General features: G+C 63.9%; 21 protein-coding genes. 7 read left to right on the forward strand and 14 right to left on the reverse strand.

Going from position 1 to position 23,750, the window contains the following annotated elements; translation table 11 throughout:
- Positions 1-26: 26 nt before the first annotated feature.
- On the reverse strand, positions 27-467 hold the full coding sequence (locus BRAGE_RS0122740; protein WP_027558881.1) for a flagellar basal body rod protein FlgC: 441 nt from the start codon (positions 465-467) through the stop codon (positions 27-29).
- Between the two features lie 118 nt (positions 468-585).
- On the reverse strand, positions 586-1,635 hold the full coding sequence (locus BRAGE_RS0122745; RefSeq protein WP_027558880.1) for a hydroxyacid dehydrogenase: 1,050 nt from the start codon (positions 1,633-1,635) through the stop codon (positions 586-588).
- A gap of 243 nt (positions 1,636-1,878) precedes the next feature.
- Between BRAGE_RS0122745 and BRAGE_RS0122750 the strand changes: the two genes are divergently transcribed.
- From BRAGE_RS0122750 to BRAGE_RS0122760, 3 genes are all read left to right on the forward strand, one after another.
- Complete coding sequence (locus tag BRAGE_RS0122750) at positions 1,879-2,439, forward strand: thiamine pyrophosphate-binding protein (protein WP_027558879.1); 561 nt, start codon at positions 1,879-1,881, stop codon at positions 2,437-2,439.
- 8 nt (positions 2,440-2,447) lie between these two features.
- Complete coding sequence (locus tag BRAGE_RS0122755; RefSeq protein WP_027558878.1) at positions 2,448-3,044, forward strand: thiamine pyrophosphate-dependent enzyme; 597 nt, start codon at positions 2,448-2,450, stop codon at positions 3,042-3,044.
- A 76-nt stretch (positions 3,045-3,120) separates the two neighbouring features.
- On the forward strand, positions 3,121-3,498 hold the full coding sequence (locus tag BRAGE_RS0122760) for a VanZ family protein (RefSeq protein WP_027558877.1): 378 nt from the start codon (positions 3,121-3,123) through the stop codon (positions 3,496-3,498).
- Between the two features lie 39 nt (positions 3,499-3,537).
- On the opposite strand, the gene BRAGE_RS0122765 is transcribed toward BRAGE_RS0122760, so the two are convergent.
- From BRAGE_RS0122765 to BRAGE_RS0122815, 11 genes are all read right to left on the reverse strand, one after another.
- On the reverse strand, positions 3,538-3,921 hold the full coding sequence (locus tag BRAGE_RS0122765; RefSeq protein ID WP_027558876.1) for a DUF1236 domain-containing protein: 384 nt from the start codon (positions 3,919-3,921) through the stop codon (positions 3,538-3,540).
- Positions 3,922-4,034: 113 nt separating this feature from the next.
- A complete protein-coding gene (locus BRAGE_RS0122770; protein WP_027558875.1) occupies positions 4,035-4,922 on the reverse strand; it encodes a 2-hydroxy-3-oxopropionate reductase in 888 nt (295 codons plus the stop codon).
- 12 nt (positions 4,923-4,934) lie between these two features.
- Positions 4,935-5,720, reverse strand: coding sequence for a hydroxypyruvate isomerase (gene hyi, locus BRAGE_RS0122775; RefSeq protein WP_027558874.1), 786 nt, complete (start codon positions 5,718-5,720; stop codon positions 4,935-4,937).
- A 9-nt stretch (positions 5,721-5,729) separates the two neighbouring features.
- Positions 5,730-7,520: a glyoxylate carboligase gene (gene gcl / locus BRAGE_RS0122780; RefSeq protein ID WP_027558873.1), complete on the reverse strand. Its 1,791-nt coding sequence runs from the start codon at positions 7,518-7,520 to the stop codon at positions 5,730-5,732.
- Between the two features lie 151 nt (positions 7,521-7,671).
- Positions 7,672-9,474, reverse strand: a complete 1,803-nt coding sequence (locus BRAGE_RS0122785; protein ID WP_027558872.1) for an adenine deaminase — start codon at positions 9,472-9,474, stop codon at positions 7,672-7,674.
- Positions 9,475-9,621: 147 nt separating this feature from the next.
- A complete protein-coding gene (locus BRAGE_RS0122790) occupies positions 9,622-10,401 on the reverse strand; it encodes an NYN domain-containing protein (protein ID WP_027558871.1) in 780 nt (259 codons plus the stop codon).
- Positions 10,402-10,454: 53 nt separating this feature from the next.
- Positions 10,455-11,954, reverse strand: coding sequence for a tripartite tricarboxylate transporter permease (locus BRAGE_RS0122795; RefSeq protein ID WP_027558870.1), 1,500 nt, complete (start codon positions 11,952-11,954; stop codon positions 10,455-10,457).
- Entirely contained in the window at positions 11,954-12,436 is a 483-nt protein-coding gene (locus tag BRAGE_RS0122800; RefSeq protein WP_027558869.1) for a tripartite tricarboxylate transporter TctB family protein, read from the reverse strand. Before BRAGE_RS0122800 ends, BRAGE_RS0122795 begins: the two co-directional genes overlap by 1 nt.
- Entirely contained in the window at positions 12,433-13,401 is a 969-nt protein-coding gene (locus BRAGE_RS0122805; RefSeq protein ID WP_027558868.1) for a Bug family tripartite tricarboxylate transporter substrate binding protein, read from the reverse strand. Before BRAGE_RS0122805 ends, BRAGE_RS0122800 begins: the two co-directional genes overlap by 4 nt.
- 116 nt (positions 13,402-13,517) lie before the next feature.
- Positions 13,518-14,360, reverse strand: coding sequence for an IclR family transcriptional regulator (locus tag BRAGE_RS0122810; protein ID WP_027558867.1), 843 nt, complete (start codon positions 14,358-14,360; stop codon positions 13,518-13,520).
- A 174-nt stretch (positions 14,361-14,534) separates the two neighbouring features.
- On the reverse strand, positions 14,535-16,664 hold the full coding sequence (locus BRAGE_RS0122815; RefSeq protein WP_027558866.1) for an acetate--CoA ligase family protein: 2,130 nt from the start codon (positions 16,662-16,664) through the stop codon (positions 14,535-14,537).
- A gap of 348 nt (positions 16,665-17,012) precedes the next feature.
- On the opposite strand from BRAGE_RS0122815, the gene BRAGE_RS0122820 reads away from it, so the two are divergent.
- The 3 genes from BRAGE_RS0122820 (at position 17,013) to frc (ending at position 20,855) form a co-directional block, all read left to right on the forward strand.
- Entirely contained in the window at positions 17,013-17,708 is a 696-nt protein-coding gene (locus BRAGE_RS0122820) for a GntR family transcriptional regulator (RefSeq protein ID WP_167336571.1), read from the forward strand.
- A 73-nt stretch (positions 17,709-17,781) separates the two neighbouring features.
- Positions 17,782-19,515 (forward strand): oxalyl-CoA decarboxylase, encoded by a 1,734-nt coding sequence (gene oxc / locus BRAGE_RS0122825; RefSeq protein WP_027558864.1) that lies wholly within the window; start codon positions 17,782-17,784, stop codon positions 19,513-19,515.
- A 62-nt stretch (positions 19,516-19,577) separates the two neighbouring features.
- On the forward strand, positions 19,578-20,855 hold the full coding sequence (gene frc / locus BRAGE_RS0122830; protein ID WP_027558863.1) for a formyl-CoA transferase: 1,278 nt from the start codon (positions 19,578-19,580) through the stop codon (positions 20,853-20,855).
- A gap of 701 nt (positions 20,856-21,556) precedes the next feature.
- Here the strand turns inward: frc and opgC are convergent.
- Entirely contained in the window at positions 21,557-21,748 is a 192-nt protein-coding gene (gene opgC, locus BRAGE_RS49105) for an OpgC domain-containing protein (protein WP_027558862.1), read from the reverse strand.
- Between the two features lie 33 nt (positions 21,749-21,781).
- Between opgC and BRAGE_RS0122835 the strand changes: the two genes are divergently transcribed.
- On the forward strand, positions 21,782-23,698 hold the full coding sequence (locus BRAGE_RS0122835; RefSeq protein WP_084334260.1) for an adenylate/guanylate cyclase domain-containing protein: 1,917 nt from the start codon (positions 21,782-21,784) through the stop codon (positions 23,696-23,698).
- The last annotated feature ends 52 nt before the right edge of the window (positions 23,699-23,750 follow it).

Raw genomic sequence — 23,750 nt, forward strand, 5'->3', positions numbered from 1 at the left:
TAGGCCTTGAGACGATCCGTCAGCGATCACGTCTTGATGTCGAGAAGCGTGTCTTCTGTCTCGGCGTAGGCTTGAATGACCTTCGCATTGGCAATGAAGCTGTATTTTGCGGTCGCCAGCTCAACAAATTCACTCGCGAGATCGACGTTCGGCGCGGCGACCAGGCCATCCTGGTTTGCGAAGGGAGCGCTCGGGTCGGATTGCGCGGTATAGCTCGGCGAAACCGCCGACACGGTCGCGATCGTACCGCCGGGCGCCGAGCCGCTCGATTGGGAGACCTGATCGACGCGCAGCGGCACATAAGCGGCGGGATACGTCGGAGCAATGCCCGAGCTGGCCGATGTGCTCGATCCGCCTGACACGGGGAGCGGCCCGGTCGTGTTGATGTTGGCGATATTGCTGGCGGCGACGTTCACGCGCAGGCTCGCCGCAGAAAGTCCGGAGGTCGCAATCGAGAGTATGCTCATGCATCCTGATCTACAGGACAAGTCATACGCGTTCATTCACGGCATCAGTAAAATCTGCCGCTTTCTGTTTTGAGCCTGGTAACCAACGATCGGAGCACGAACAGACTTCGCACGTCCGCTACTGCGGCGTCACGCCAAAAGCCTGCTTGAAGCGCTCGGCATAGCGCGGCCAGACCTCGGGATTGATGATGCGCGGCGGGCGCTTGCCGTCGAGCGTGTCCAGCACCTGCTCGGCGGCAATGCGGCCCATGTTCTGACGCGCCTCGATCGTCACGCCCGCGGTGTGCGGACTTGCCAGCACATTATCCAATTGGAGTAGCGGATGCTCCGGCGGCGGCGGCTCCTTGGACCAGACGTCGAGACCCGCGCCAGCAATGCGCTTGTCGCGCAAGGCCTGGAGCAGCGCATCCTCATCGTGGATGAAGCCGCGTGCCGTGGTGATGAAATAGGCGTGCGGCTGCATCAGCGCGAACTCGCGCGTGCTGATCATGTTGCGGCTGCGCTTGTCCAGCGGGCAGGAGATCGAGACGAAATCGGCGCGGCGCAAGAGCTCGTCGAGCTCCACCTTCTCGCCGCCCCGCTCGGCCATCACCTCGGCCGTGAGGTACGGATCGTAGGCCAGCACCTTCATGCCGAACAGGCCCTTGCACAGCGCGGCGATGCGGCGGCCGACATTGCCGAGGCCGATGATGCCGACGGTCTTGTGCTCGATCTCGTTGCCGACGAGCTCGTTGCGGTTGACGTTGGACTCCCTGCGGAGCCTGCGGTCGGACTGGATGATGCGCTTCGACAAGGTCAGCATCATCGCCAGCGCGTGCTCGGCGACGGAATGGGCGTTGCCGCCGGACTGGTTGACGACCAGGACCCCCACATCCGTGCAGGCCTCGACGTCGACAGGGTCGAAGCCCGCGCCATTGCTGGAGACCAGCAGGAGGTTTGGCGTGCGCTTCAGGAGGGCGGCGTCGACATGGAAGTGCGGCGCCAGTTCGTCGCGGGCCGCGCCGATCTGGTAGACATGGGCCGCGCTCAGGATAGGCGCGTAGAAATCCTCGGGGCTCTCGTTCTCGATGCGATCGAGCCGGACATCGGGGCGCGCCTTCAGGATGTCGATATAGATCGGATTGGCCAGATATTTGACGTAGAAGACGCGCTTGCTGTTGACGGACATCAGGACCCTTCCGGCTCTCTCATGGAGACCCGCAAGGCCTGCGCAATCCGCGCCCCGTCCATGCGTCCCTCCCGTTTCTCATTGTTGCCGCTTATGCCATGGCGGTGCCGGCCGCGGCAGGCCGTCTGGCGCAGATCACGGTGCCGGCCCGGGCATGTTGACAATCCCGCTGCCTGCGTCAAGTTCGGCAGACCGCCGCGACGGCCAGAACCAAGAAGCATGCGCGGCTCGAGGGAGAACGCAATGGCGATTGCGGAACAGCAGGCTCAGGCGGCACAGGGGTCCGGCGACAAGAGCTGGCATGGCATCGTCCTGCAGACCCTGAAGCGGAACGAGATCAGCCTCATCCCTTACGTGCCCGACCGCGTGCTGACGCCGCTGATCAAGAATTTGCATGCCGATCCCTTCTTCACCACCTTCGCCACCGCCCGCGAGGAAGAGGCCGTCGGCATTGTCTCCGGCGCCTGGATGGGTGGACGACGCGGCGCGGTGCTGATGCAGACCTCCGGCTTTGCAACGCTCGCCAACGTGCTCGCCTCGCTCGCGGTGCCCTACCAGATCCCGCTGATCATGTTCGTGTCCGAGCGCGGCACGCTCGGCGAGTTCAATTACGGACAGTCGCTGGTCTGCCGCACCATGCGCCCGGTGCTGGACTCGCTCGCGCTGGAGCACCACACCATCACCCGGCTCGACGAGCTCGAATTCATCGCCGACCGCTCGATCAAGCAGGCCGTGACCACGCAGGCGCCGGTGGCGCTGATCCTCAACCCGCTGCTCACCGGCGGCAAGACCTTCGACAAGTGAGCGCTGCCATGACCACGCGCAACACCAAAGTGATGAACCGCTTCGACGTCACCTCGCGCCTGATCGCGAAGCTCAAGCACGAGGAAGCCGTGATCGGCGGCATCGGCAATACCAATTTCGATCTCTGGGCCGCCGGCCACCGCCCGCAGAATTTTTACATGCTCGGTAGCATGGGCCTCGCCTTTCCGATCGCGCTTGGCGTCGCGCTGGCGCAGCCCGACCGCCGCGTTTTCGCGCTCGAAGGCGACGGCTCGCTGCTGATGCAACTCGGCGCGCTCTCGACCATTGCAGCATTGAAGCCGAAGAACCTGATCATGATCGTGATGGACAACGGCATCTACCAGATCACCGGCGCGCAACCGACGCCGGCTGCGAGTGTGGCCGACATCGTCGGCATCGCCACCGCTTCAGGGCTCGCCAACAGCGCCTGGGCCGCGGACGAGGAGGATTTCGAGCGTCTGGTCGACGAGGCGATGTCACGCTCCGAGCCCAGCCTGATCGCGGTGCGCATCGACGACAAGCCCGGGGTCGGCACCACCCGGCGTGACCCCGTGCAAATACGGGAGCGTTTCATGCACGGCCTCGGCGTGCGCGAGCCACTTTAAGGTTTCGTCATTAACTACACGGCGATCTGATCCATATCCGGTACAGGCCGTTGCAAATCCGTGCTATCGGCGCCGGATGTCCATTCTTGTTCGCCTGTTTGCCTGGCTTCTAGCGGCCGCCGTCACTTTTGCGACCTTGGGACCGCCGACCCTGCGGCCGCATTCCGATCTCGGGCAGGATGGCGAGCATGCCCTCGCCTTCCTCCTGGTCGGGCTGGCCTTTGGCCTCGCTTATAGGAATCGCCGCCTGGCAGTCACCGCTATCGCGGTGGCCCTGATCGGCATGCTCGAGCTGATGCAATTGTGGGCACCGGGACGGCATGCGCGGCTGGAGGATTTTCTGGTCGATGCCGGCACGGCCTGCATCGGCTTTGCGCTCGCCACCGCAGCCGATTGGGCGCTCGCGCGCCTTCGCGCAAATGCGACCCTGACAAGCCAGGGCCCCGCGGAGTGATGCTCTGCAGGGCCCGGCTCTCCAAAGTCTACGCTTCGATCAGTCGATGATCTTCACCACGCGGCGCGTGCGCGGCTCGACGATCACGCGGCGATCGTTCACGACCGCATAGCGGTACTCGGTGTAGTTCGGCACCGGTCGCAGCACCACGGTCGGGGGCAGCGGCTCGCCGACCACGACGCGCTCTTGGACCACGACGGAGTCACTGCGCGGGATTCCGCCCAGCACTGCATTCGGAATCTCGAGGCCCGCGCCGACGGCCGCCCCGACGGTGCCGCCGACCATCGCGCCGACCGGACCGCCGATGTCGCCGCCCGCACGCGCGCCGTCCCTGGCGCCCTGTTCGGTCGTCGACTGGGCAAAGGCTGCGCTCGACGCCAGCAGCGACGCGGCAGCCAACGAAATCGCAAGACGGGACTTCATATTCACACTCTCCAGTGTTGTTGTGCGCTTTCAACCCGCGGGACCGGAGCATTGTTCCGGTTCCGCCGGGTCGAAAGATGCATCACATCCGGAGAGTGTTACCGCGTAACGGTTCAGCTGGCTGCGATCTCATGGCCCGCCATCAGTTCCAGCGCCCGCACCATGGCGGAATGATCCCAGGCCTTGCCGCCATGCGCAGTGCAGGACGAAAACAATTGCTGCGCTACCGCCGTGCTCGGCAGCGACAGGCCGAGCGAGCGGGCGCCTTCGAGCGCGAGGTTGAGATCCTTCTGATGCAGTTCGATGCGGAAGCCGGGCTCGAAATTGCGCTTCACCATGCGCTCGCCATGCACTTCAAGAATCCGCGACGAGGCAAAACCGCCCATCAGCGCCTTGCGCACCAGTGCCGGATCGGCGCCGGCTTTCGATGCGAACAGCAGCGCCTCGCTCACAGCCTCGATCGTCAGCGCGACGATGATCTGGTTGGCGACCTTGGTGGTCTGGCCATCGCCATTGGCACCGACATGGGTAACGTTCTTGCCCATCTTGTCGAAGACCGGTTTCATCGTGCCAAAGGCGCGCTCCGGCCCGCCGACCATGATGGTGAGGCTCGCAGCTTTCGCGCCGACCTCGCCGCCCGACACGGGCGCGTCGAGATAGTCCGCGCCAAGCGCCTCGATCTTCTTCGCGAACTCCTTGGTGGCCAGCGGCGAGATCGAGCTCATATCGACCACGATCTTGCCCTTGGAGATGCCGGCCGCGACGCCGTCCTTACCGAACAGCACAGCCTCCACATGCGGCGTATCCGGCACCATGATGATGACCGCATCGGCTTCCTCCGCGACCTGCTTTGCTGATTTGCAGGCGACGCCGCCCGCAGAAATCAGCTCAGGCGCGACCGGCGCGACGTCGTGCAGCAGAACGCGATGACCCGCGGCCAGGAGGTGGCCGGCCATCGGCCGTCCCATGGTGCCAAGTCCGATGAAGCCGATGTCGATCATGTCCGGGTTTCCTCAGGTCTCAAATGTTTGCGCGGCGTGCCAGGACAGGCCTTCCAGCGTCGTGGTGCGCGGCTTGTACTCGCAGCCGATCCAGCCGCGATAACCGATCGCGTCGAGATGGCGGAACAGGAAGGGATAGTTGATCTCGCCGGTGCCGGGCTCATGGCGGCCAGGATTATCGGCGAGCTGGATGTGTGCGATCTGCGGCAGATATTCCTGCATAGTGCGGGCGAGATCGCCCTCCATGATCTGCATGTGATAGATATCGTACTGGATGAACAGATTGTTCGACCGTACCTCGGAGATCAGCTGCACCGCCTGCTCGGTCCCGTTGAGGAAGAAGCCGGGAATGTCGAGCGTGTTGATCGGCTCGACCAGCAGCTTGATGTTCTCCCGCGCCAGCGTCGAGGCGGCGAAGCGCAGGTTCCCGACCAGCGTCTCCTGAAGCTCGCTCCGATCGGCATCCGCAGGCGCAATGCCGACGAGGCAGTTGAGCTGGTCGCAATCGAGCGCCTTTGCATAGTCGATGGCGCGGAATACGCCGTCGCGGAATTCGCTGACGCGATCAGGCAGGATCGCGATGCCGCGCTCTCCACCGGCCCAATTGCCTGCGGGCAGATTGTGCAGGACCTGCGTCAGGCCATGGGCCTCGAGCTGCTCGCGCAGCTGCGCCTTGTCGAAATCATAGGGGAAGAGATACTCGACCCCGGAAAATCCGGCCGCCTTCGCCGCAGCGAAGCGGTCGAGGAACGGCATCTCGTTGAAGAGCATGGTGAGGTTGGCGGCAAATTTCGGCATCGCTGTCCCCTATTCTGCCGGCTGCAGCACGGCGGGCTGCTTGGTCCCGACCTCGTCGAGCGGCAGGTCCAGCACCTCCTCGAACTCGACGATATTGTCGATCTCGGTGCCCATCGCGATGTTGGTGACGCGTTCGAGGATGAACTCCACCACCACCGGCACGCGATGCTTGGCCATCAATTCGCGCGCGGTCGCGAATGCAGCCTGTGTGTCCTTCGGGTCCGTGACGCGGATCGCCTTGCAGCCGAGGCCTTCGGCGACCGCGACATGATCGACGCCGTAGACGCCGATCTCGGGCGCGTTGATGTTCTCGAAGGAGAGCTGAACGTGGTAGTCCATGTCGAAACCGCGCTGGGCCTGGCGGATCAGGCCGAGATAGGAATTGTTCACGACGACGTGGATGTAGGGCAGGTTGAACTGCGCCCCGACCGCGAGCTCCTCGATTAGGAACTGGAAGTCGTAGTCGCCGGACAGCGCCACGATCTCCCGATCCGGACAGGCGGCACGCACGCCGAGCGCGGCGGGCAGCGTCCAGCCGAGCGGACCCGCCTGCCCCGCATTGATCCAATTGCGCGGCTTGTAGACGCCGAGGAACTGCGCACCGGCGATCTGCGACAGGCCGATCACCGTGACATAGGTGGTGTCGCGGCTGAACGCCTTGTTCATCTCCTCATAGACGCGCTGCGGCTTGATCGGAACGTTGTCGAAATGGCTCTTGCGCAGCATGGTCTTCTTGCGATCGCGGCAGGCCGCGGGCCACGCCTGGCGCTCGCGGAGCCTGCCTGACCGGCGCCACTCCCTGGCGACGGCGACGAAAAGTTCGAGCGCGGCCTTGGCATCCGAGACGATACCGAGATCGGGATTGAACACGCGCCCGATCTGGGTCGGCTCGATGTCGACATGCACGAATTTGCGGCCCTTGGTGTAAGTCTCGACCGAGCCGGTATGACGGTTGGCCCAGCGGTTGCCGATGCCGAGCACGAAGTCGGATTCGAGCAGCGTGGCATTGCCGTAGCGGTGGCTGGTCTGAAGGCCGACCATGCCGGCCATCAGCACATGGTCGTCGGGGATCGCGCCCCACCCCATCAGCGTCGGCACGACGGGGACGTTGGCGATCTCGGCGAATTCGACCAGCAGGTCCGACGCATCGGCATTGATGATGCCGCCGCCCGCGACGATCAGCGGCCGTTCGGCGGCATTGAGCATCTCCAGCGCCTTTTCGACCTGCTTGCGGGTCGCGGCGGGCTTGTAGACCGGCAGCGGCTCATAGGTCTCGTCGTCGAACTCGATCTCGGCGAGTTGCACGTCGAGCGGCATGTCGATCAGCACCGGTCCGGGCCGGCCAGACCGCATCACGTGAAACGCCTGGCTGAACACGCGCGGCACCAGCGCCGGCTCGCGCACAGTCACCGCCCATTTCGTCACGGGCTTTGCGATCGATTCGATGTCGACGGCCTGGAAGTCTTCCTTGTACAGCCGCGCTCGCGGCGCCTGTCCGGTGATGCAGAGGATCGGGATGGAATCGGCGATCGCCGAATAGAGCCCGGTGATCATGTCGGTGCCGGCCGGCCCCGAGGTGCCGATGCAGACGCCGATATTGCCGGCCTTCGCCCGCGTATAGCCCTCGGCCATGTGCGAGGCGCCCTCGACATGGCGCGCCAGGATGTGGCGGATCGAGCCGCGCTTCTTCAGCGCCGAGTAAAGCGGATTGATCGCCGCCCCGGGAACGCCGAAGGCCGTCGAGATGCCTTCCTTCTCCAGGATACGCACGGCTGCATCGACAGCTCGCATCTTCGCCATATCGGACCTCGCTTGGTTTAAGTCAGCGAGCGAGATCATCAGATGCGGAGAAGCCGATCTCAACGAGATCGATTTTATTTTCCACGATGCGGCAGCGTTGAGAAAAATGCGGCTGCCTCAAGCGCTTAGATCGAGAAATGCATGAAAGAAATCACTCGAACAGCGGCGCCAGCTCCATCTGAGGTACCAGCACCAGGCCCTTGTCGGTGATACGAATTTCCGGAATGACCGATAGCGGAATCAAATTGAACCCCATGTAGGGGATAGTGCAGCCGGCCTCGGCCCATTCCTTCTTCAGCACCTTCACCTCTTCAGCGACTTCCGTCACACGCTTGTCGGAGAGCAGGCCGGCGATCGGCAGCGGCACCAGCGCCCTCACCTCGCCGTTGGCGACGACGCAAACGCCGCCCTGCTTTTCCTTGATCGCCGATATCGCCACCTGCATGTCGGCCTCGTTGGTTCCGGCGACGATGATGTTGTGGCTGTCATGGCCGACGCTGGAGGCGACCGCGCCCCGCTTCAGGCCAAAGTCCTTGAGGAGGCCATGAGCGACGTTGCCAGGCGATTTGCCATGGCGCTCGACCACTGCGACGAAGCAGAGACCGTAGCGCGCGAACAGCGACGGCCAGTCCTTTACCGGCTCGATCGCAACCTTCTCATGGATCAGCGTGATGCCGGGCAGCGCGGTCTTGATTGCGTTAACGGTGCAGGCCTTCGCCGGCAGTTCCGGCGTCAGCTTCATCTTCGCCGGCAGTTTGACGGTCGCATAAGCCGCTTTGGGATATTCGTAGCGCTGCGACAGCGCCTGATCGAGCAGCTTGGTAATCCTGCCGTGCTCGACCATCAGCTCGCCGCCATACCAGGTGCATTGTGGCCTGAGCTGATCGTCCATCAGCACGAGATCGGCGCGGCGGCCGCCGCCAAGCCCGCCGATATCGCCCTCCATGCCGAAACGCGTCGCGCCGTGCAGCGAGCCCATCGACCAGGCCTGCTCCGGCGACATCCCGGCTTTCACGGCTTCGCGCACCACCCAATCGAGTCCGAACAGCAGCAAATCGTCGGCGTCGCGGTCGTCGGTGCAGACCGCCGCGCGCTTGTGCGAGGCCCCGAGCTCGGTGATGGTGCGGATCGCCTGCGGCAGCGAATGCCATGGCGTGGTCGGTGGGCCCCCGCGCAGGAACACCCAGACGCCGGCGTCGAGCAGATCGTCGGCGATGTCGCGGTCGATCGCTTCATGGGTGTCAGTGACGCCCGATGCCGCATAGGCCGCGACGAATTCGCGGCCATAGACATGGCCGGACACCGGCCGTCCCCGCTTCAGGGCAGCGGCGAGGATCGCATGGCTGCGCTCGTCACCCATCGTGACAGGCACGAAGTCCATCTTCTCGCCGAGCGCGACCGCCTCGGGCCAGCGATCGAACAGGCCTGCGATCTTGTCCGGCGTGAGGTCGCCACCGGCGGTCTCAAGCTCGGCCGAGGTCGCCGGCACCGTGCTCGGCACCGTCAGGAAGATCGACAGCGGCGCCTCGCGGGCGTCCTCCAGCATCGCCTCGACGCCGGCGACGTCCATGACGTTGCCGATCTCGTGGCTGTCGCAGAAGATCGTGGTGGTGCCGTTGAGCAGCGCGGCCTCGGCATAGGCGCAGGCCGTCACCATCGAGGATTCGATGTGGATGTGCGGATCGACCAGTCCTGGCGCGATGATGCCGCCGGCCGCGTCGTAAGTCGCGACCCCGCTCCAGACCTTCTTTGCCGCTCCGGCCGGCTTCACCGCCGCGATGCGGCCGCCGGTGATCCAGACCTCGCGGCCTGGATGGATACGCTCTGAATAGGTCGAGAGCACCCGCGCACCCGTGACGACGAGGTCCGGCGCGAGGCGCCCCGAGGCAACATCCGCGAGGCGCCGCGTCATGCTGTGCAGCGGCGCGACGGAAAAACGGGTCAGTTTGGTCATCGGAGGCTCTCGCGTGACATGGACAGCCCAGTAATGGTTGCCTCCGACGGCGGCAGGGGCAACTCAAATAAAACGGCACTCGTGCTTACGCATTGGGCAACGTCGCCGGCGGCCGTTTCAGGCCATGGCGAGCTTGGGCCCTCGCGATCAGCTCTTGGCTTCCTCAGCTTTTCGCCGGGAACGTCGTTTCGGCGCCGGCGCAGCCACCGTCACAGGCTTGACACGTATGCGCACCGATCCCTTTGACTGGTCGAGGTCGAAGGCGTTGGTCTTGCGCACGAGGTCGATCAACTTTCGGGACCCGTAGGTTCGCGGATCGAAATCGGGCGCCAGGTTGGTCACCTGCTTTCCAACGACGCCAAGCTCGACCCAGCCGTCTTCGCTTTCCGCCTGGGTGATGACGTTCTTGATGATTGATGTTGCGGCTTCCGGCGGCTGCAGCGAACGTGGCGTGGACGCGGCATCTCGATTGTTCACCACGCCGCCGCGCAAATTCTCGGTGTAGACGAACTTTCGGCAGGCCTGCCGAAAGCTCTCCGGCGTCTTCTGCTCGCCGAACCCAAACACGTCGATGCCGTGCTCGCGGATTCGCGCGGCAAGCCGGGTGAAGTCGCTGTCCGACGACACCAGGCAGAAGCCGTCGAAGCGGCCGCTGTGCAGCAGATCCATCGCGTCGATCACGAGCGTGATGTCGGACGCGTTCTTGCCGGTCGTGTAGGCGAATTGCTGCTGCGGGATGATGGCGTGCTTCGCCAGAATGTCGGCCCAGCCCTTCGACCGCGCGTTGGAGAAATCGCCGTAGATGCGACGGACGCTGGCCTCGCCGATCTTGGCGATCTCCTCGAACAATCCATCCGCGATCTTGGCCGACGTATTGTCGGCATCGATCAGGACAGCGAGACGAGGCGAGCGAATTTCCGACGGCATGACGTTCCCCACGGGATGGATGGGAGACTAGCAGATATTCGCGCGACGGATCGCTAATCCTCGTTCGCCTTGAACCGCCCGAGTCCCTTCAGCACGAAGGGCGCCAGGAGCGCGATCAACGCGATGCCAAGCAGCGTTGCCGAGATCGGGCTCTGGACCAGCGTCATGGGATCGCCGAGGCTGATCGCGAGCGCGCGGCGGAGCTGGCTTTCTGCGATCGGGCCGAGGATCAGGCCGACGACGACCGGCGCGATCGGGAAATCGAACCGCCGCATCAGGAAGCCGAGCACACCAAAGCCGGCCAGCATCGACAATTCCACCACGGAGGGCTTTGCAGCGATGGTTCCCATGGTCGCAAAGACGAGAATGCCGGCATAAAGCCAGGGCTGGGGGATCGCGAGCAGCCGCACCCAGAGGCCGACCAGCGGCAGGTTGAGCACCAGCAGCATCATGTTGGCGATGAACAGGCTGGCGATCAGGCCCCAGACCAGGTCAGGCCGCTCGGCGAACAGCAGCGGCCCCGGGTTGAGGCCGTATTGCTGAAAGCCCGCCAGCATCATCGCAGCGGTCGCCGAGGTCGGCAGGCCCAGCGTCAAGAGCGGCACCAAGGTGCCCGCGGCGGAAGCGTTGTTGGCCGCCTCAGGTCCTGCGACACCCTCGATCGCGCCCTTGCCGAACTCTTCGGGATGATTCGTCAGCCGCTTCTCGGTCGAATAGGACAGGAAGGTCGGGATCTCGGCGCCGCCCGCGGGCAACGCGCCGATCGGGAAGCCGAACATGGTGCCGCGCAGCCACGGCTTCCACGACCGCTTCCAGTCCTCTTTGGTCATCCACAGCGAGCCGCGCACCGGCTCGAGCTTCTCCTCGGTGTGGTGACGGCGCGATGCGACGTAGAGCGCCTCGCCCACTGCGAACAGGCCGACCGCGAGCGTCGTCACCTCGACGCCGTCGAGCAATTCAGGGACGCCGAATGCGAGGCGCGCCTGACCGGTCAGCTTGTCGATGCCGACGAGGCCGAGCGTCAGGCCGATGAACAGGCTGGTCAGGCCGCGGACCGGGGAATCGCCAAAGGTCGCCGAGACCGTGACGAAGGCGACGCACATCAGCGCGAAGTAATCCTCGGGGCCGAAGCGCACGGCGAAATCGACCAGCCACGGCGCGAGGAACGCCAGGCCAATGGTGGCGATGGTGCCGGCGACGAAGGAGCCGATCGCGGAGGTCGCCAGCGCCGGCCCGCCGCGGCCGGCCTTGGCCATCTTGTTGCCTTCGAGCGCGGTCGCCATCGAGGCGCTTTCGCCCGGCGTGTTGATCAGGATCGCGGTGGTCGAGCCGCCATACATGCCGCCGTAATAGATGCCGGCGAACATGATCAGCGAGCCGCCGGGGTCAAGCTTGTAGGTGACGGGCAGGAGCAGCGCGACCGTCAGCGCCGGGCCGATGCCGGGCAGGACGCCCACGGCGGTGCCCAGAAACACGCCGATCAGCGCATAGAGCAAATTCATCGGCTGGACAGCGACGGCCATGCCGTGGGCCAGCGCCGCAAAAGTGTCCATCACAGCAATCGCTCCAGCGGGCCGGTCGGAAGGCTCAGCGTCAACAGGCGATCGAACGCGAGGTAGATGAGGGTCGACATCACGAGGGCGATGATGCTGTCGACCAGGATAGCGCGGCGCCCAAACGCGGCCGACGTCGTCACGAACAGCGCTGACGTCGCGAGGATAAAGCCGCCGCCGAAGCCGATGATGGCGATCAGCAGCGCAAGGCCAATGAGGATCAAGACGACGGGCACCGGATCGGCGCTCTCGCGCTCCGGCAGATTGCCACGCAGCGCGTCGACGAAATTACCGATCGCCAGCAGCGCAAGACCGCTGGCGACCACGACCGGCATCGCCTCCGGCCCCATGCCGTACATCGCGGCCGATTGCAGGCCGCGCGCGTCCCAGACCAGCACCGCGGCGAGACCTGCGAGCAGCGCGGCGATGACGATGCCGGCGCGATCGACGCGCCGCGGCTGGACGGGATCGCTTGAGCTCATGACTTGACGAGACCAACCGACTTCAGCACGTCGGTGACACGCACGATTTCCTTCTTCAGGAAGTCAGAGAAGGCATCACCGCCGAGATAGGCATCCTCCCAGCCCTTCTGCTTGAGGATCTCCTTCCAGGCGTCCGACTTGACCATCTTCTCGACCGCGTCGCTGAGCGTCTTCTTCTGCTCCGGCGTGATGCCGGGAGGCGCGACGACCGAGCGCCAGTTGGCGATCACGAGGTCGATGCCCTGCTCCTTGAAGGTCGGAATATCGCTGCCCGGGATGCGCTTCTCCGAGGTCACCCCGATTGCGCGCAGCTTGCCGGACTTGATCTGTCCTTCATACTCACTCAGCCCCGAAATGCCTGCGGTGACCTTGCCGCCGAGGATCGCGGCGAGCGACTCGCCGCCACCGGAGAACGGGATGTAGTTGATCTTCTTGGCGTCCGCGCCGACGGCGCTTGCGAACAACGCGGCCATCACATGGTCGACGCCGCCGGCCGAGCCGCCGGCGAAGGTGACCTTGGCGATATCGGCCTTCACTGCGGCGGCGAGATCCTGCGCATTCTTGATCGGCGAATTCGCGGGTACCACGATCACCTGGATTTCCTCGGTCAGGCGCGCGATCGGCGTCACCTGATCGAGGGTGACCGGCGACTTGTTCATGGCGAGCGCACCGACCATGACGAAGCCGTTGATCATCAGCTGGTTGCCGTCGCCCTTGGCGCCGTTGACGAACTGCGCAATACCGACGCTGCCGCCGGCACCGGGAACGTTGGTGACCTGCACGCTGCGCGCCACGCCGGAGGCGACCAGCGCCTGCTGCATCGAGCGCGCGGTCTGGTCCCATCCCCCGCCTGGGGCCGCCGGCGCCATCAGCTTGAGCTCGAGCTGCTGGGGAAAAGCCGGGCTTGCTGCCGCAAGGGTCAGCGCGATGGCTGCGCCGACAAGGCGCGCAGGGAATTGAAACATCGGGGCAGTCTCCAGGGCTTATGCGGACGTGTTGATCGTGTGCCGCATTGTGTCGTTTGGTCGCATATCAGCCAAAACGACCTATGCTGTCCAGCCGACAGCACCCTGGTTCCTCGCTAGGCGGAGGCGGGCATCACCCCGCCGAGCGCGATGGTCAACTCGCCGGCGACTTCGCGCACGATCTGGCCGATTTCCGGCAATCTGTCGTCGGTCAGGCGGCTGGTCATGCCCGAGACCGAAATCGCCGCGAGCGGCTCGGCGCAGTCGTTATAGACCACTGCGGCAATACAGCGCAGGCCCATGCAGGCCTCCTCATCGTCGATCGCAAAGCCCTGCTTGCGGATCTTTTCGAGCTCCTTGAACAGGTCGCTTGGCCGCACGATCGACTTCTCGGTCAGGCGGGGCATGCCGTGATGGCGGATGACCGCGCCGACATCCTCGTCGGAATAGGTCGCAAGCACCGCCTTGCCAACGCCTGACGTCACCATGGCGACACGGCCGCCGACCTGGGTCAGCGACCGCATGATCTCGCGGCTCTCCATGCGGGTCAGCACGATGATGAACTCATCGTCCACCACGGCAAGATTGGCGGTCTCACGGGTGAGATCGCGCAGCTTCCGCAAGTAAGGAATCGCCTGCGTGGAGAAATTGCGCCGCCGCGCAAAGCTTGCGCCGACGGTGAAGCTGCGGACGCCGACATGCCATTTGGATTCGGCGCGGTCGAACTGCACGAAGCGGCGGCTTTCCAGCGTCGCCAGCAGGCGATGCACGGTCGAGGCGGACAGGCCGGTCCGCACGGCGAGATCGCTGAGGCGATAGCCTTCGTCGTCTTCAGCGAGAGTTTCGAGAATCGACAGCGCGCGGTCGACCGACTGCACGCCGCCGTCACGGCCCTCATGGTCGGCCTCAGCGGCCGGCCTGGGCTCGAGCGATTTGCGCCGGATCACGTTCTTGCTCATCGCGACCTGCCGCTTTGGAGGTTCGTCATTCCGGGATGGTCCGAAGGACCAGACCCGGAATCTCGAGGTTCTCAGGTGCGCAATTGCGCACCATAGTTCGATGCTCCGCATCGCCCCGGAACGACGTACCTGAAGAAATGCCGCTCCGGATCAAGCCGAAGCGGCGTCTTCGTCTCAGAGCAGCCCTGCCCCGCGCGCCCACTTGTACTTGGCGCCGAGCACCTCGACCGGAAGCTCGGTCGAATAGGCGTAGGCCGGGATGCCGTGCTGGTAGAGATATTCGGCGGCTTCCTCGACCTCGACGTCGCCGGCGAGCGAGGCGACCATCGGCTTCACAAAGCCCTTGGCCTCCATCTCCTTCTTCACCTCGACCATGTTGCGGGCGAATACCATCGGCGGGGTGACGATAGTGTGCCAGTAGCCGAGGATCAGCGCGTGGATGCGCTCATCCGACAGGCCGAGCTTCACGGTGTTGACGTAGGTGATCGGCGGCTCGCCACCGGTGATATCCACAGGATTTCCGGCCGCACCGAACGGCGGGATGAACTTGCGGAAGGCCGCGTCGAGATCCGGCGGCATCGACATCAGCGACAGACCGTTGTCGACGCAGGAGTCCGACAGCAGCACGCCCGAGCCGCCGGCACCGGTGATGATCAACACGTTCTCGCCCTTCGGCGTCGGCAGCACCGGCACGCCACGGGCGAATTCGAGCAGCTGACGCAAGCTGCGGGCGCGGATCACGCCGGACTGCTTGAACACATCCTCATAGATGCGGTCGTTACCGGCGAGCGCGCCGGTGTGCGACGAGGCCGCCTTCGCACCGGCCGAGGTGCGGCCGGCCTTGAGCACGACGACCGGCTTCTTCTTGGAGACGCGCTTGGCGGCTTCCGCGAAGGCGCGGCCGTCCTTGAGGTCTTCGCAATGCTGCGCGATCAGGTTGGTGTTCGGGTCCTGCTCGAAGAAGGCGAGCAGATCGTCCTCGTCGATGTCGGACTTGTTGCCAAGACCGACGATCGCAGAGACGCCCATCTTGGCCGAGCGCGAGAAGCCGATGATGGCCATGCCGATGCCGCCCGATTGCGACGACAGCGCCGCGTGGCCCTTGACGTCGTAAGCCGTGCAGAAGGTCGCGCAGAGATTGGCGGGCGTATAATAGAAGCCGTAGATGTTCGGCCCCATCAGGCGGATGTCGTACTTCTTGCCGACCTCGACAATCTCAGCCTGCAGCTCCGGCGCGCCGGCTTCGGCGAAGCCCGACGGAATCAGCACCGCGCCCGGGATTTTCTTCTCCCCGCATTCGGTCAGCGCAGCGGCCACGAACTTGGCGGGGATCGCGAACACCGCGACGTCGATCACGCCGGGCACGTCCTTGACGCTCTTATAGGCCTTGTAGCCGAGGATCTCGGCGGCCTTGGGATGGATCGGGTAGATCTCGCCCTTGTACCCGCCGTTGATGAGGTTCTTCATCACGGAGTTGCCGATCTTGCCGTCCTCGGCGGAGGCGCCGACCACGGCGACCGCCTTCGGCTGCATGATACGGTTCATGGCCACGACGATCTCTTCGGTCGGGCGCGGCTTCGGCTTGGGCACATAGGCGAAGTCGACGACGATGCGGACGTCGGCTGCGGTCGCGCCCTTCGGCGTTGCGAACACCGGGTTGAGGTCGAGCTCGACGATTTCAGGGAAATCGGTGACGAGCTGCGAGACCTTGACGATGACGTCGGCAAGCGCCGTGCGGTTCACCGGCTCGCCGCCGCGAACGCCCTTGAGGATCTCATGCGCCTGGATGCCGTCGAGCATCGAGAGCGCGTCTTCCTTGGTCGCCGGCGCGAGGCGGAAGGTGATGTCCTTCAAGACTTCGACCAGTACGCCACCCAGGCCGAAGGCCACCAGCTTGCCGAACGAGGCGTCGGTGATGGAACCGACGATGACCTCGGTGCCGCCGGCCAGCATCTGCTGCACCTGGACGCCTTCGATCTTGGCATCGGACTTATATTTCTTGGCGTTACCGAGGATGGTCTCGTAGGCCTTCTCGGCCTCCTCGGCCGTCTTGAGGCCGACGATGACGCCGCCGGCTTCGGTCTTGTGGAGAATGTCCGGCGAGACGATCTTCATCACCACCGGGAAGCCCATCGCGGAGGCCATCTTGCCGGCCTCGCCCGCCGACTTGGCCACGCCCTCCTTCGGCACCGGAATGCCGTAGGCGTCGCAGACCAGCTTGCCTTCCGGGGCCGTCAGGCTGGTGCGGTTGTCCGCCTTGACCTGGTCAAGCACCTTGCGGACGGCATCTTTGGAATTGGACATATGGCTTCTCCCTTGACCTAAGTTCGTTCTTTGCAAAGCGCGCGCGTGTTGCGGCTGCCCGTGATGCTTGCCATTCGCCGCGCTCTGTTCCATGCGGCGGAACGGAGTGGCATAAGGCCGACATTACTCCGCCGCCCTGGATCAAAAATGGCTGGCGATGGCATTTGGTATGCCAGAAGCCAACTTGTCAAGTCGCCGCGCGACTTAGAACGCCGCAAAAAATAGGCAGCTTGACATTCTGGCATGTGGTATGCCAAAAACTTTCCCGTTAATAATCCTGTAAAAGACGACTCCCACTGGAGGAGATTCGTCGTGTCACTGCGGAAACCAACCAAGGCGTTGCCGAACATGGCCGAGGCAGATATCGCAATCGTTCGTATTGCCCCGGAGAGCAGCTTCAAGAACAAGGCGTATGACGCCTTGAAGGAAGCCATCCTCAAGATGGACATCTACTCGACGCCCGAGCCGGTGATGCTCGACGAGCGCGCGTTGTCCGAGCGTCTGGGTGTCAGCCGCACGCCGATCCGCGAAGCCATCGCGATGCTGGAGCAGGACGGTTTCGTGAAGACCGTGCCGCGCCGCGGCATCATGGTGGTGCGCAGGACCAAGAGCGAGATCGTCGACATGATCCGCGCCTGGGCGGCGCTGGAGAGCATGGCCGCGCGCCTCATCACCACCACCGCGCGCAAGAAGGACATCTCGGCGCTGCGCGACTTCTTCAAGGACTTCGGCAAGGACCGCCTGCCCGAGGATCACGTCGAGGAATATTCGCGCGCCAACATCGCCTTCCACCAGGCGCTGATCTCGCTGTCGGAATCGCCTGTTCTGGTCGATCTCACCAACGACCTCTTGCTGCACGTGCGCGGCTATCGCCAGCTCACGATCGGGCGCAAGGACCGCACCGCGACCTCGCTGCCCGAGCATCTCGCCATGATCGAAGCACTCGAGGCGCGCGACACCGAGCTCGCCGAGAAGCGCGCCCGCGACCACACCCTTGGCCTTGCCGCTTACGTCGAAGCGCACGGCCAGGAACTGTTCACGTAACTGTTCACCTAGCAACCTTCACCAGAAGGGCGAAAAACTCGCCCCACTACTTGAGACCAGGGAGACAAGGCCCATGCTGAATACCGCGACCAAGTCCGAGGCACCGGGCACCGAGCAGGAACTGACGGATGGCTTCCATCTCGTCATCGACGCGCTCAAGCTGAACGGCATCAACACCATCTATAATGTGCCGGGCATTCCGATCACGGATTTGGGCCGCATGGCGCAGGCCGCGGGTATTCGCGTGATCTCCTTCCGTCACGAGCAGAACGCCGGCTACGCCGCAGGCATCGCCGGCTATCTCACCAAGAAGCCCGGCGTGTGCCTCACGGTCTCGGCGCCCGGCTTCCTCAACGGTCTCACCGCGCTCGCGCACGCCACCACCAACTGCTATCCGATGATCCTCGTGTCCGGCTCGTCCGAGCGCGAGATCGTCGACCTCCAGCAGGGCGACTACGAAGAAATGGACCAGCTCGCGATCGCAAAGCCGCTGTGCAAGGCGGCCTATCGCGTGCTGCACGCCCAGGACATCGGCATCGGTTTCGCCCGCGCGATCCGCGCCGCGGTCTCGGGCCGTCCGGGCGGCGTCTATCTCGACCTGCCGGCAAAGCTGTTCGGCCAGGTCATGAACGCCGATGCCGGCCAGAAGTCGCTGGTCAAGGTGATCGACGCTGCGCCCGCGCAGATCCCCTCGCCCGCTTCGGTCAAGCGCGCGCTCGACGTGCTCAAGAGCGCGAAGCGCCCGCTCATCATCCTCGGCAAGGGCGCGGCGTACGCGCAGGCCGACGAGGAGATCAAGAGCTTCGTCGAGAAGAGCGGCGTGCCGTTCCTGCCCATGAGCATGGCCAAGGGCCTCCTCCCCGACACGCATCCGCAGTGCGCTGGTGCGGCCCGCTCGACCGTGCTGAAGGACTCCGATGTCGTCATGCTGATCGGCGCGCGGCTGAACTGGCTGCTCTCGCACGGCAAGGGCAAGAGCTGGGGCGAGACGCCGAAGAAGTTCATCCAGGTCGACATCGAGCCGCGCGAGATGGACTCCAACGTCGAGATCGTCGCGCCCGTGGTCGGCGACATCGGCTCGGTCGTCTCCGCCTTCAACCAGGCGATCGCGACGGGCTGGACCGCCCCGCCCGCCGACTGGACCAAGGCGATCACGTCCAAGCGCGACGAGAACGTCGCCAAGATGGCGCCGAAGCTCATGAACAACAAATCGCCGATGGATTATCACGGCGCGCTCGGCGTCTTGAAGAACGTGATCAAGGATCACCCCGAGGCGATCCTCGTCAACGAAGGCGCCAACACGCTCGATCTCGCCCGCGGCGTCATCGACATGTACAAGCCCCGCAAGCGTCTCGACGTCGGCACCTGGGGCGTGATGGGCATCGGCATGGGCCAGGCGATCGCCGCTGCGCTCGAGACCGGCCATCCCGTGCTCGCGGTGGAAGGCGACTCGGCGTTCGGCTTCTCCGGCATGGAGGTCGAGACCATCTGCCGCTACAACCTGCCGATCTGCGTCGTCATCTTCAACAATGACGGCATCTATCGCGGCACCGACGTCAACGGCGCCAACGACGATCCCGCGACGACCGTGTTCGTCAAGGGCGCGCGCTACGACAAGATGATGGAAGCCTTCGGCGGCGTCGGCGTGAATGCGACCTCGCCGGATGAACTGAAGCGCGCCGTCAACGAGGCGATGGCCTCGGGCAAGCCGACGCTCATCAACGCGGTGATCGATCCGGCCGCGGGCTCGGAGAGCGGCCGCATCGGCAACCTCAATCCGCAGAGCGTTCTGCAGAAGAAGAAGTAAGTCCACCCCTCAACCCTTATTCCCTGCGGTTTGCGGGGGCAGACAGAGTACGGAGCAACACGATGACCAAAGCGCTCACGGGCGTTCGCATTCTCGACTTCACCCACGTCCAGTCCGGACCGACCTGCACGCAGCTGCTCGCCTGGTTCGGCGCCGACGTGATCAAGGTGGAACGCCCGGGCGTGGGTGACATCACCCGCGGCCAGCTGCAGGACATCCCGAACGTGGACAGCCTGTATTTCACCATGCTCAACCACAACAAGCGCTCGATCACGCTCGACACCAAGAACCCCAAGGGCAAGGAAGTCCTGACCGAGCTGATCAAGAAGTGCGACGTGCTGGTCGAGAATTTCGGCCCCGGCGTGCTCGACCGCATGGGCTTCCCCTGGGAGAAGATCCAGGCGATCAACCCGAAGATGATCGTCGCCTCGATCAAGGGCTTTGGCCCTGGCCCGTACGAAGACTGCAAGGTCTATGAGAACGTCGCGCAGTGCACCGGCGGCGCCGCCTCCACCACCGGCTTCCGCGACGGCCTGCCGCTCGTCACCGGCGCGCAGATCGGCGATTCCGGCACCGGCCTGCACCTGGCGCTCGGCATCGTCACCGCGCTCTATCAGCGCACGCATTCGGGCAAGGGCCAGCGCGTCACCGCCGCGATGCAGGACGGCGTGCTCAACCTCGCCCGCGTCAAGTTGCGCGACCAGCAGCGCCTCGCCCACGGCCCGCTCAAGGAGTACAGCCAGTTCGGCGAAGGCATTCCGTTCGGCGATGCCGTGCCGCGCGCCGGCAACGACTCCGGCGGCGGCCAGCCCGGCCGCATCCTGAAGTGCAAGGGTTTTGAGACCGATCCCAACGCCTACATCTACTTCATCACCCAGGCCCCGGTCTGGGAGAAGATCTGCGACGTGATCGGCGAGCCCACCTGGAAGACCGACCCGAACTACGCCAAGCCGGCGGCCCGCCTGCCGCGCCTCAACGAGATCTTCGCCCGCATCGAGCAGTGGACGATGACCAAGACCAAGTTCGAGGCGATGGAGATCCTCAACAAGGACGACATCCCCTGCGGCCCGATCCTGTCGATGAAGGAGATCGCCGAGGACCAGTCGCTGCGCGCCACCGGCACCGTGGTCGAGGTCGATCACCCCACCCGCGGCAAGTACATCTCGGTCGGCAACCCGATCAAGCTGTCGGACAGCGCGAGCGAGGTCACCCGCTCCCCGCTGCTCGGCGAGCACACCGACGAGATCCTGCGCAGCGTGCTCGGCTTCTCGGACCACCAGGTCGCCGATATCCACAAGTCCGGCGCGCTCGATCCGCCGCAGAAGCAGGCCGCTGAGTAAGCGAGCCACTTCAATCAAGACGAAAGGGCCGCCCTCGGGCGGCCCTTTTTGCATGGGCAAGGTCGTGCGGTCGCAGGCCCGACTCAAAAGTTGAAAACAACCCCATGCACAGTAGCCAACCTCTCGGCCCCGAACGTAATTTCTGATTATACGAATTATTGCTTGACGCGTCGGGCAAAACAGGGGTAATATGGCATCATCCGAAAGAGTAAAACTCGGGTCGAGGCGCCGCCGGTTTCGCATAAGAAAGCTGGAAGCTGCCGGGCAAACTCGGCCTGCATGGTTCACTCGCAATGCGAAGCATCGTCTGGAGACGCACGCTTTGGCGGGCTCCTCACCATGAGGGGTCTAAAATCTCGCCGCGAAATGCGACCTCATCCTGAGGGCCGCCATAGGCGGGCGTCTCGAAGGATGCGCCGCAGAGAAGCTTGTAGGCCATGAACCCATAAATTAACCGGGCGGACGACTCGCCGGAGTCCGCTATGCACCGATAGCGCCTAGGGTTTGCAGCTCAGCTAACTGACGCGATGGGCCAATTCCGGACTCATGCGCCGCAGCAAACAGCGGTTTTCGGGCTCCATCCTCTATCAGGCCGATGCCGGCGTGGCCGCCTTGGACCGCGCGAGGTGGTCCGGAAAAGCCTTTGAACCTGTTCAATGGCCATTCCAGGCCCACCATGGCCGTCATGCCGGCAACGATGACTAGGATCTGGGTGTCGATACCGCCTTCAACCTGAACAGGAACCAATGCGCGGCGAATGAGAGGAATACCCCGAGGCGGAACATCGGCAACGAATTCTGCCCGATCAGAATGAGCGGGCGCAGCAGGCTTGAGTGCCGCGCCGGCCAGTCGCGCGGGATATAGTGCTGGCCTTGGAAGGCAGGCCCATTCACAAGCTAAGGTGGACCAATGCCGCTACCATCAACATGAGCGATCTCGAACCAAAACGCATCTCGTCCAGCCGAGATAATGCTCGGCTGGGACTGATGCCGACGCTCTTGCTAAGCATGGGATTGCTTGTGTTGGTTTCAGTCAGTTCAATTCTGGCTTTGAATTGGATCACCGGCCGCAGTGTCGTAGATGAATTCGCCACCCGGCTCATCGCGCGCGGGCTTACTATACAGGAGATGGCGCTGCGGCGACACCTGGACGCGGTGGTTGATCAGGCAACCTTCATTGCGGCGGCAATCGGCGACGGTCGCTATCTATTCTCCGACCCCGCTCTCGGAGATTTCGTGAGCGGCGCGATCGCGGCGGCCCCCCAGATCGGCGGGCTCATCCTTGCCGACTCTAACGGCAACGCGTTGCGCGTCGTGCGTGGCAAAACCAATACAGAGTTTCGACTGGACCGTCTGGACATCACCTCGGACCGTCAACTCGCCGAGGTCGCCGACGAGATTCGTACCCGCAAAGACTCGTATTGGGGACCGCCGGTATTTCGCGCGCCGACACAGACGACTTCCCTGAACTATCGCGTTCCCATTTGGAAGAGAGATCTATATGTGGGGTTTCTCGCCATCGCGGTCTCTACCCGAGCCCTGTCAAAGCTTGCAACGGAGCTGAGCGATCCGCCGCGTTCAGTAGCCTTCATGCTATATGGGCAGGATCGCGTTCTCGCACACCGGTTTGCGATCGATGGAAGCCGGCAGCAATCAGAAAGTACTCCGTTGCTCATGCTTCGGACATTTGGCGACCGGGTAATCGCAAATTTTTCCAGTTTACCGCCGCTCGACGAAGCCGGAATAACGCCGCCTGTAGGCGATTTGGCACGTCAGCATACGGTCGACGGCGAGCGCTATTTCGTCTTTGCGCGCGAGATCTCCGGATACAGCGACCTGCCGATCACCATCGGCGTCTACGTTCTGGCGCGCGCGGTCGACGCTCCCCTTCGACTCTTCTATTGGGCGTCGATCATCGCTCTTGCCATGCTCGGGGTATCACTGATCGCTACCGCGCTGATGGCTGGGGCGATTACCGGCCCAATCCGACGAGCCGCGAGGGGCGCCGCAGCGATTGGTACCTTTGATTTCGACAAGGTTGGGCCACTGGCGTACAGCCGGATTCGCGAGATCAACGGACTCGCGCAGTCATTCAACGCGATGCTTGATGGCCTGCGGGCTTTCGGCCGCTACGTCCCGCGCACGCTGGTCACGCGCCTTATCAAGGAAGGACGGGTCGGCGCCGGCACAGAGGAACGAAAGCTCGCCATCATGTTCACCGACATCGTCGGTTTTACGACTGCATGCGAAAACATGACTGCTGGTGAGGTCGCCGATTTCATCAATCAACACCTCGCTCTTGTCTCCGCCTGTATCGAACAGGAAGACGGGACCATCGACAAGTTTATCGGCGATGCCGTCATGGCCTTCTGGGGTGCGCCCGGCCGCGTGGACAATCCGGCCGCGTCGGCGTGTCGGGCGGCCACGGCGATACAGCAGGCTATTGCGGCGGACAATGAGCGACGGGTCGCCACAGGGTTTGAGCCGGTTCGCATCCGGATCGGCGTTCATATCGGAACCGTCATCGTTGGTGACATCGGCGCGCCCAACCGGATCAACTACACGATCGTCGGCGACGCCGTGAACGCAACGCAACGGTTGGAAAGCCTCGGAAAGGTCATTGATCCCGATGCCGAGTCGATCACCCTGATTAGCCGCGAGATCTTTGAGATGCTCCCGGACGGCTTTCACTGCATCAGCCGGGGAATGCATCTCGTCAAAGGCAAGCACGAGAGCCTCGACGTATATCAACTCGTCGACAGGCCGAAAGATGTCGCGCGCAGTACGGTACGACCCAGTCCGTTAGTGCTTGTTGTCCGTTTGGGCTCACTCGCGTCGCTTTGACAGTGCGCCAACCACTTCCGCTCTTCCCCGACGAGCAGTCATCGAGAGGTCC

The sequence above is a fragment of the Bradyrhizobium genosp. SA-4 str. CB756 genome (assembly GCF_000473125.1).
GTDB lineage: Bacteria > Pseudomonadota > Alphaproteobacteria > Rhizobiales > Xanthobacteraceae > Bradyrhizobium > Bradyrhizobium arachidis.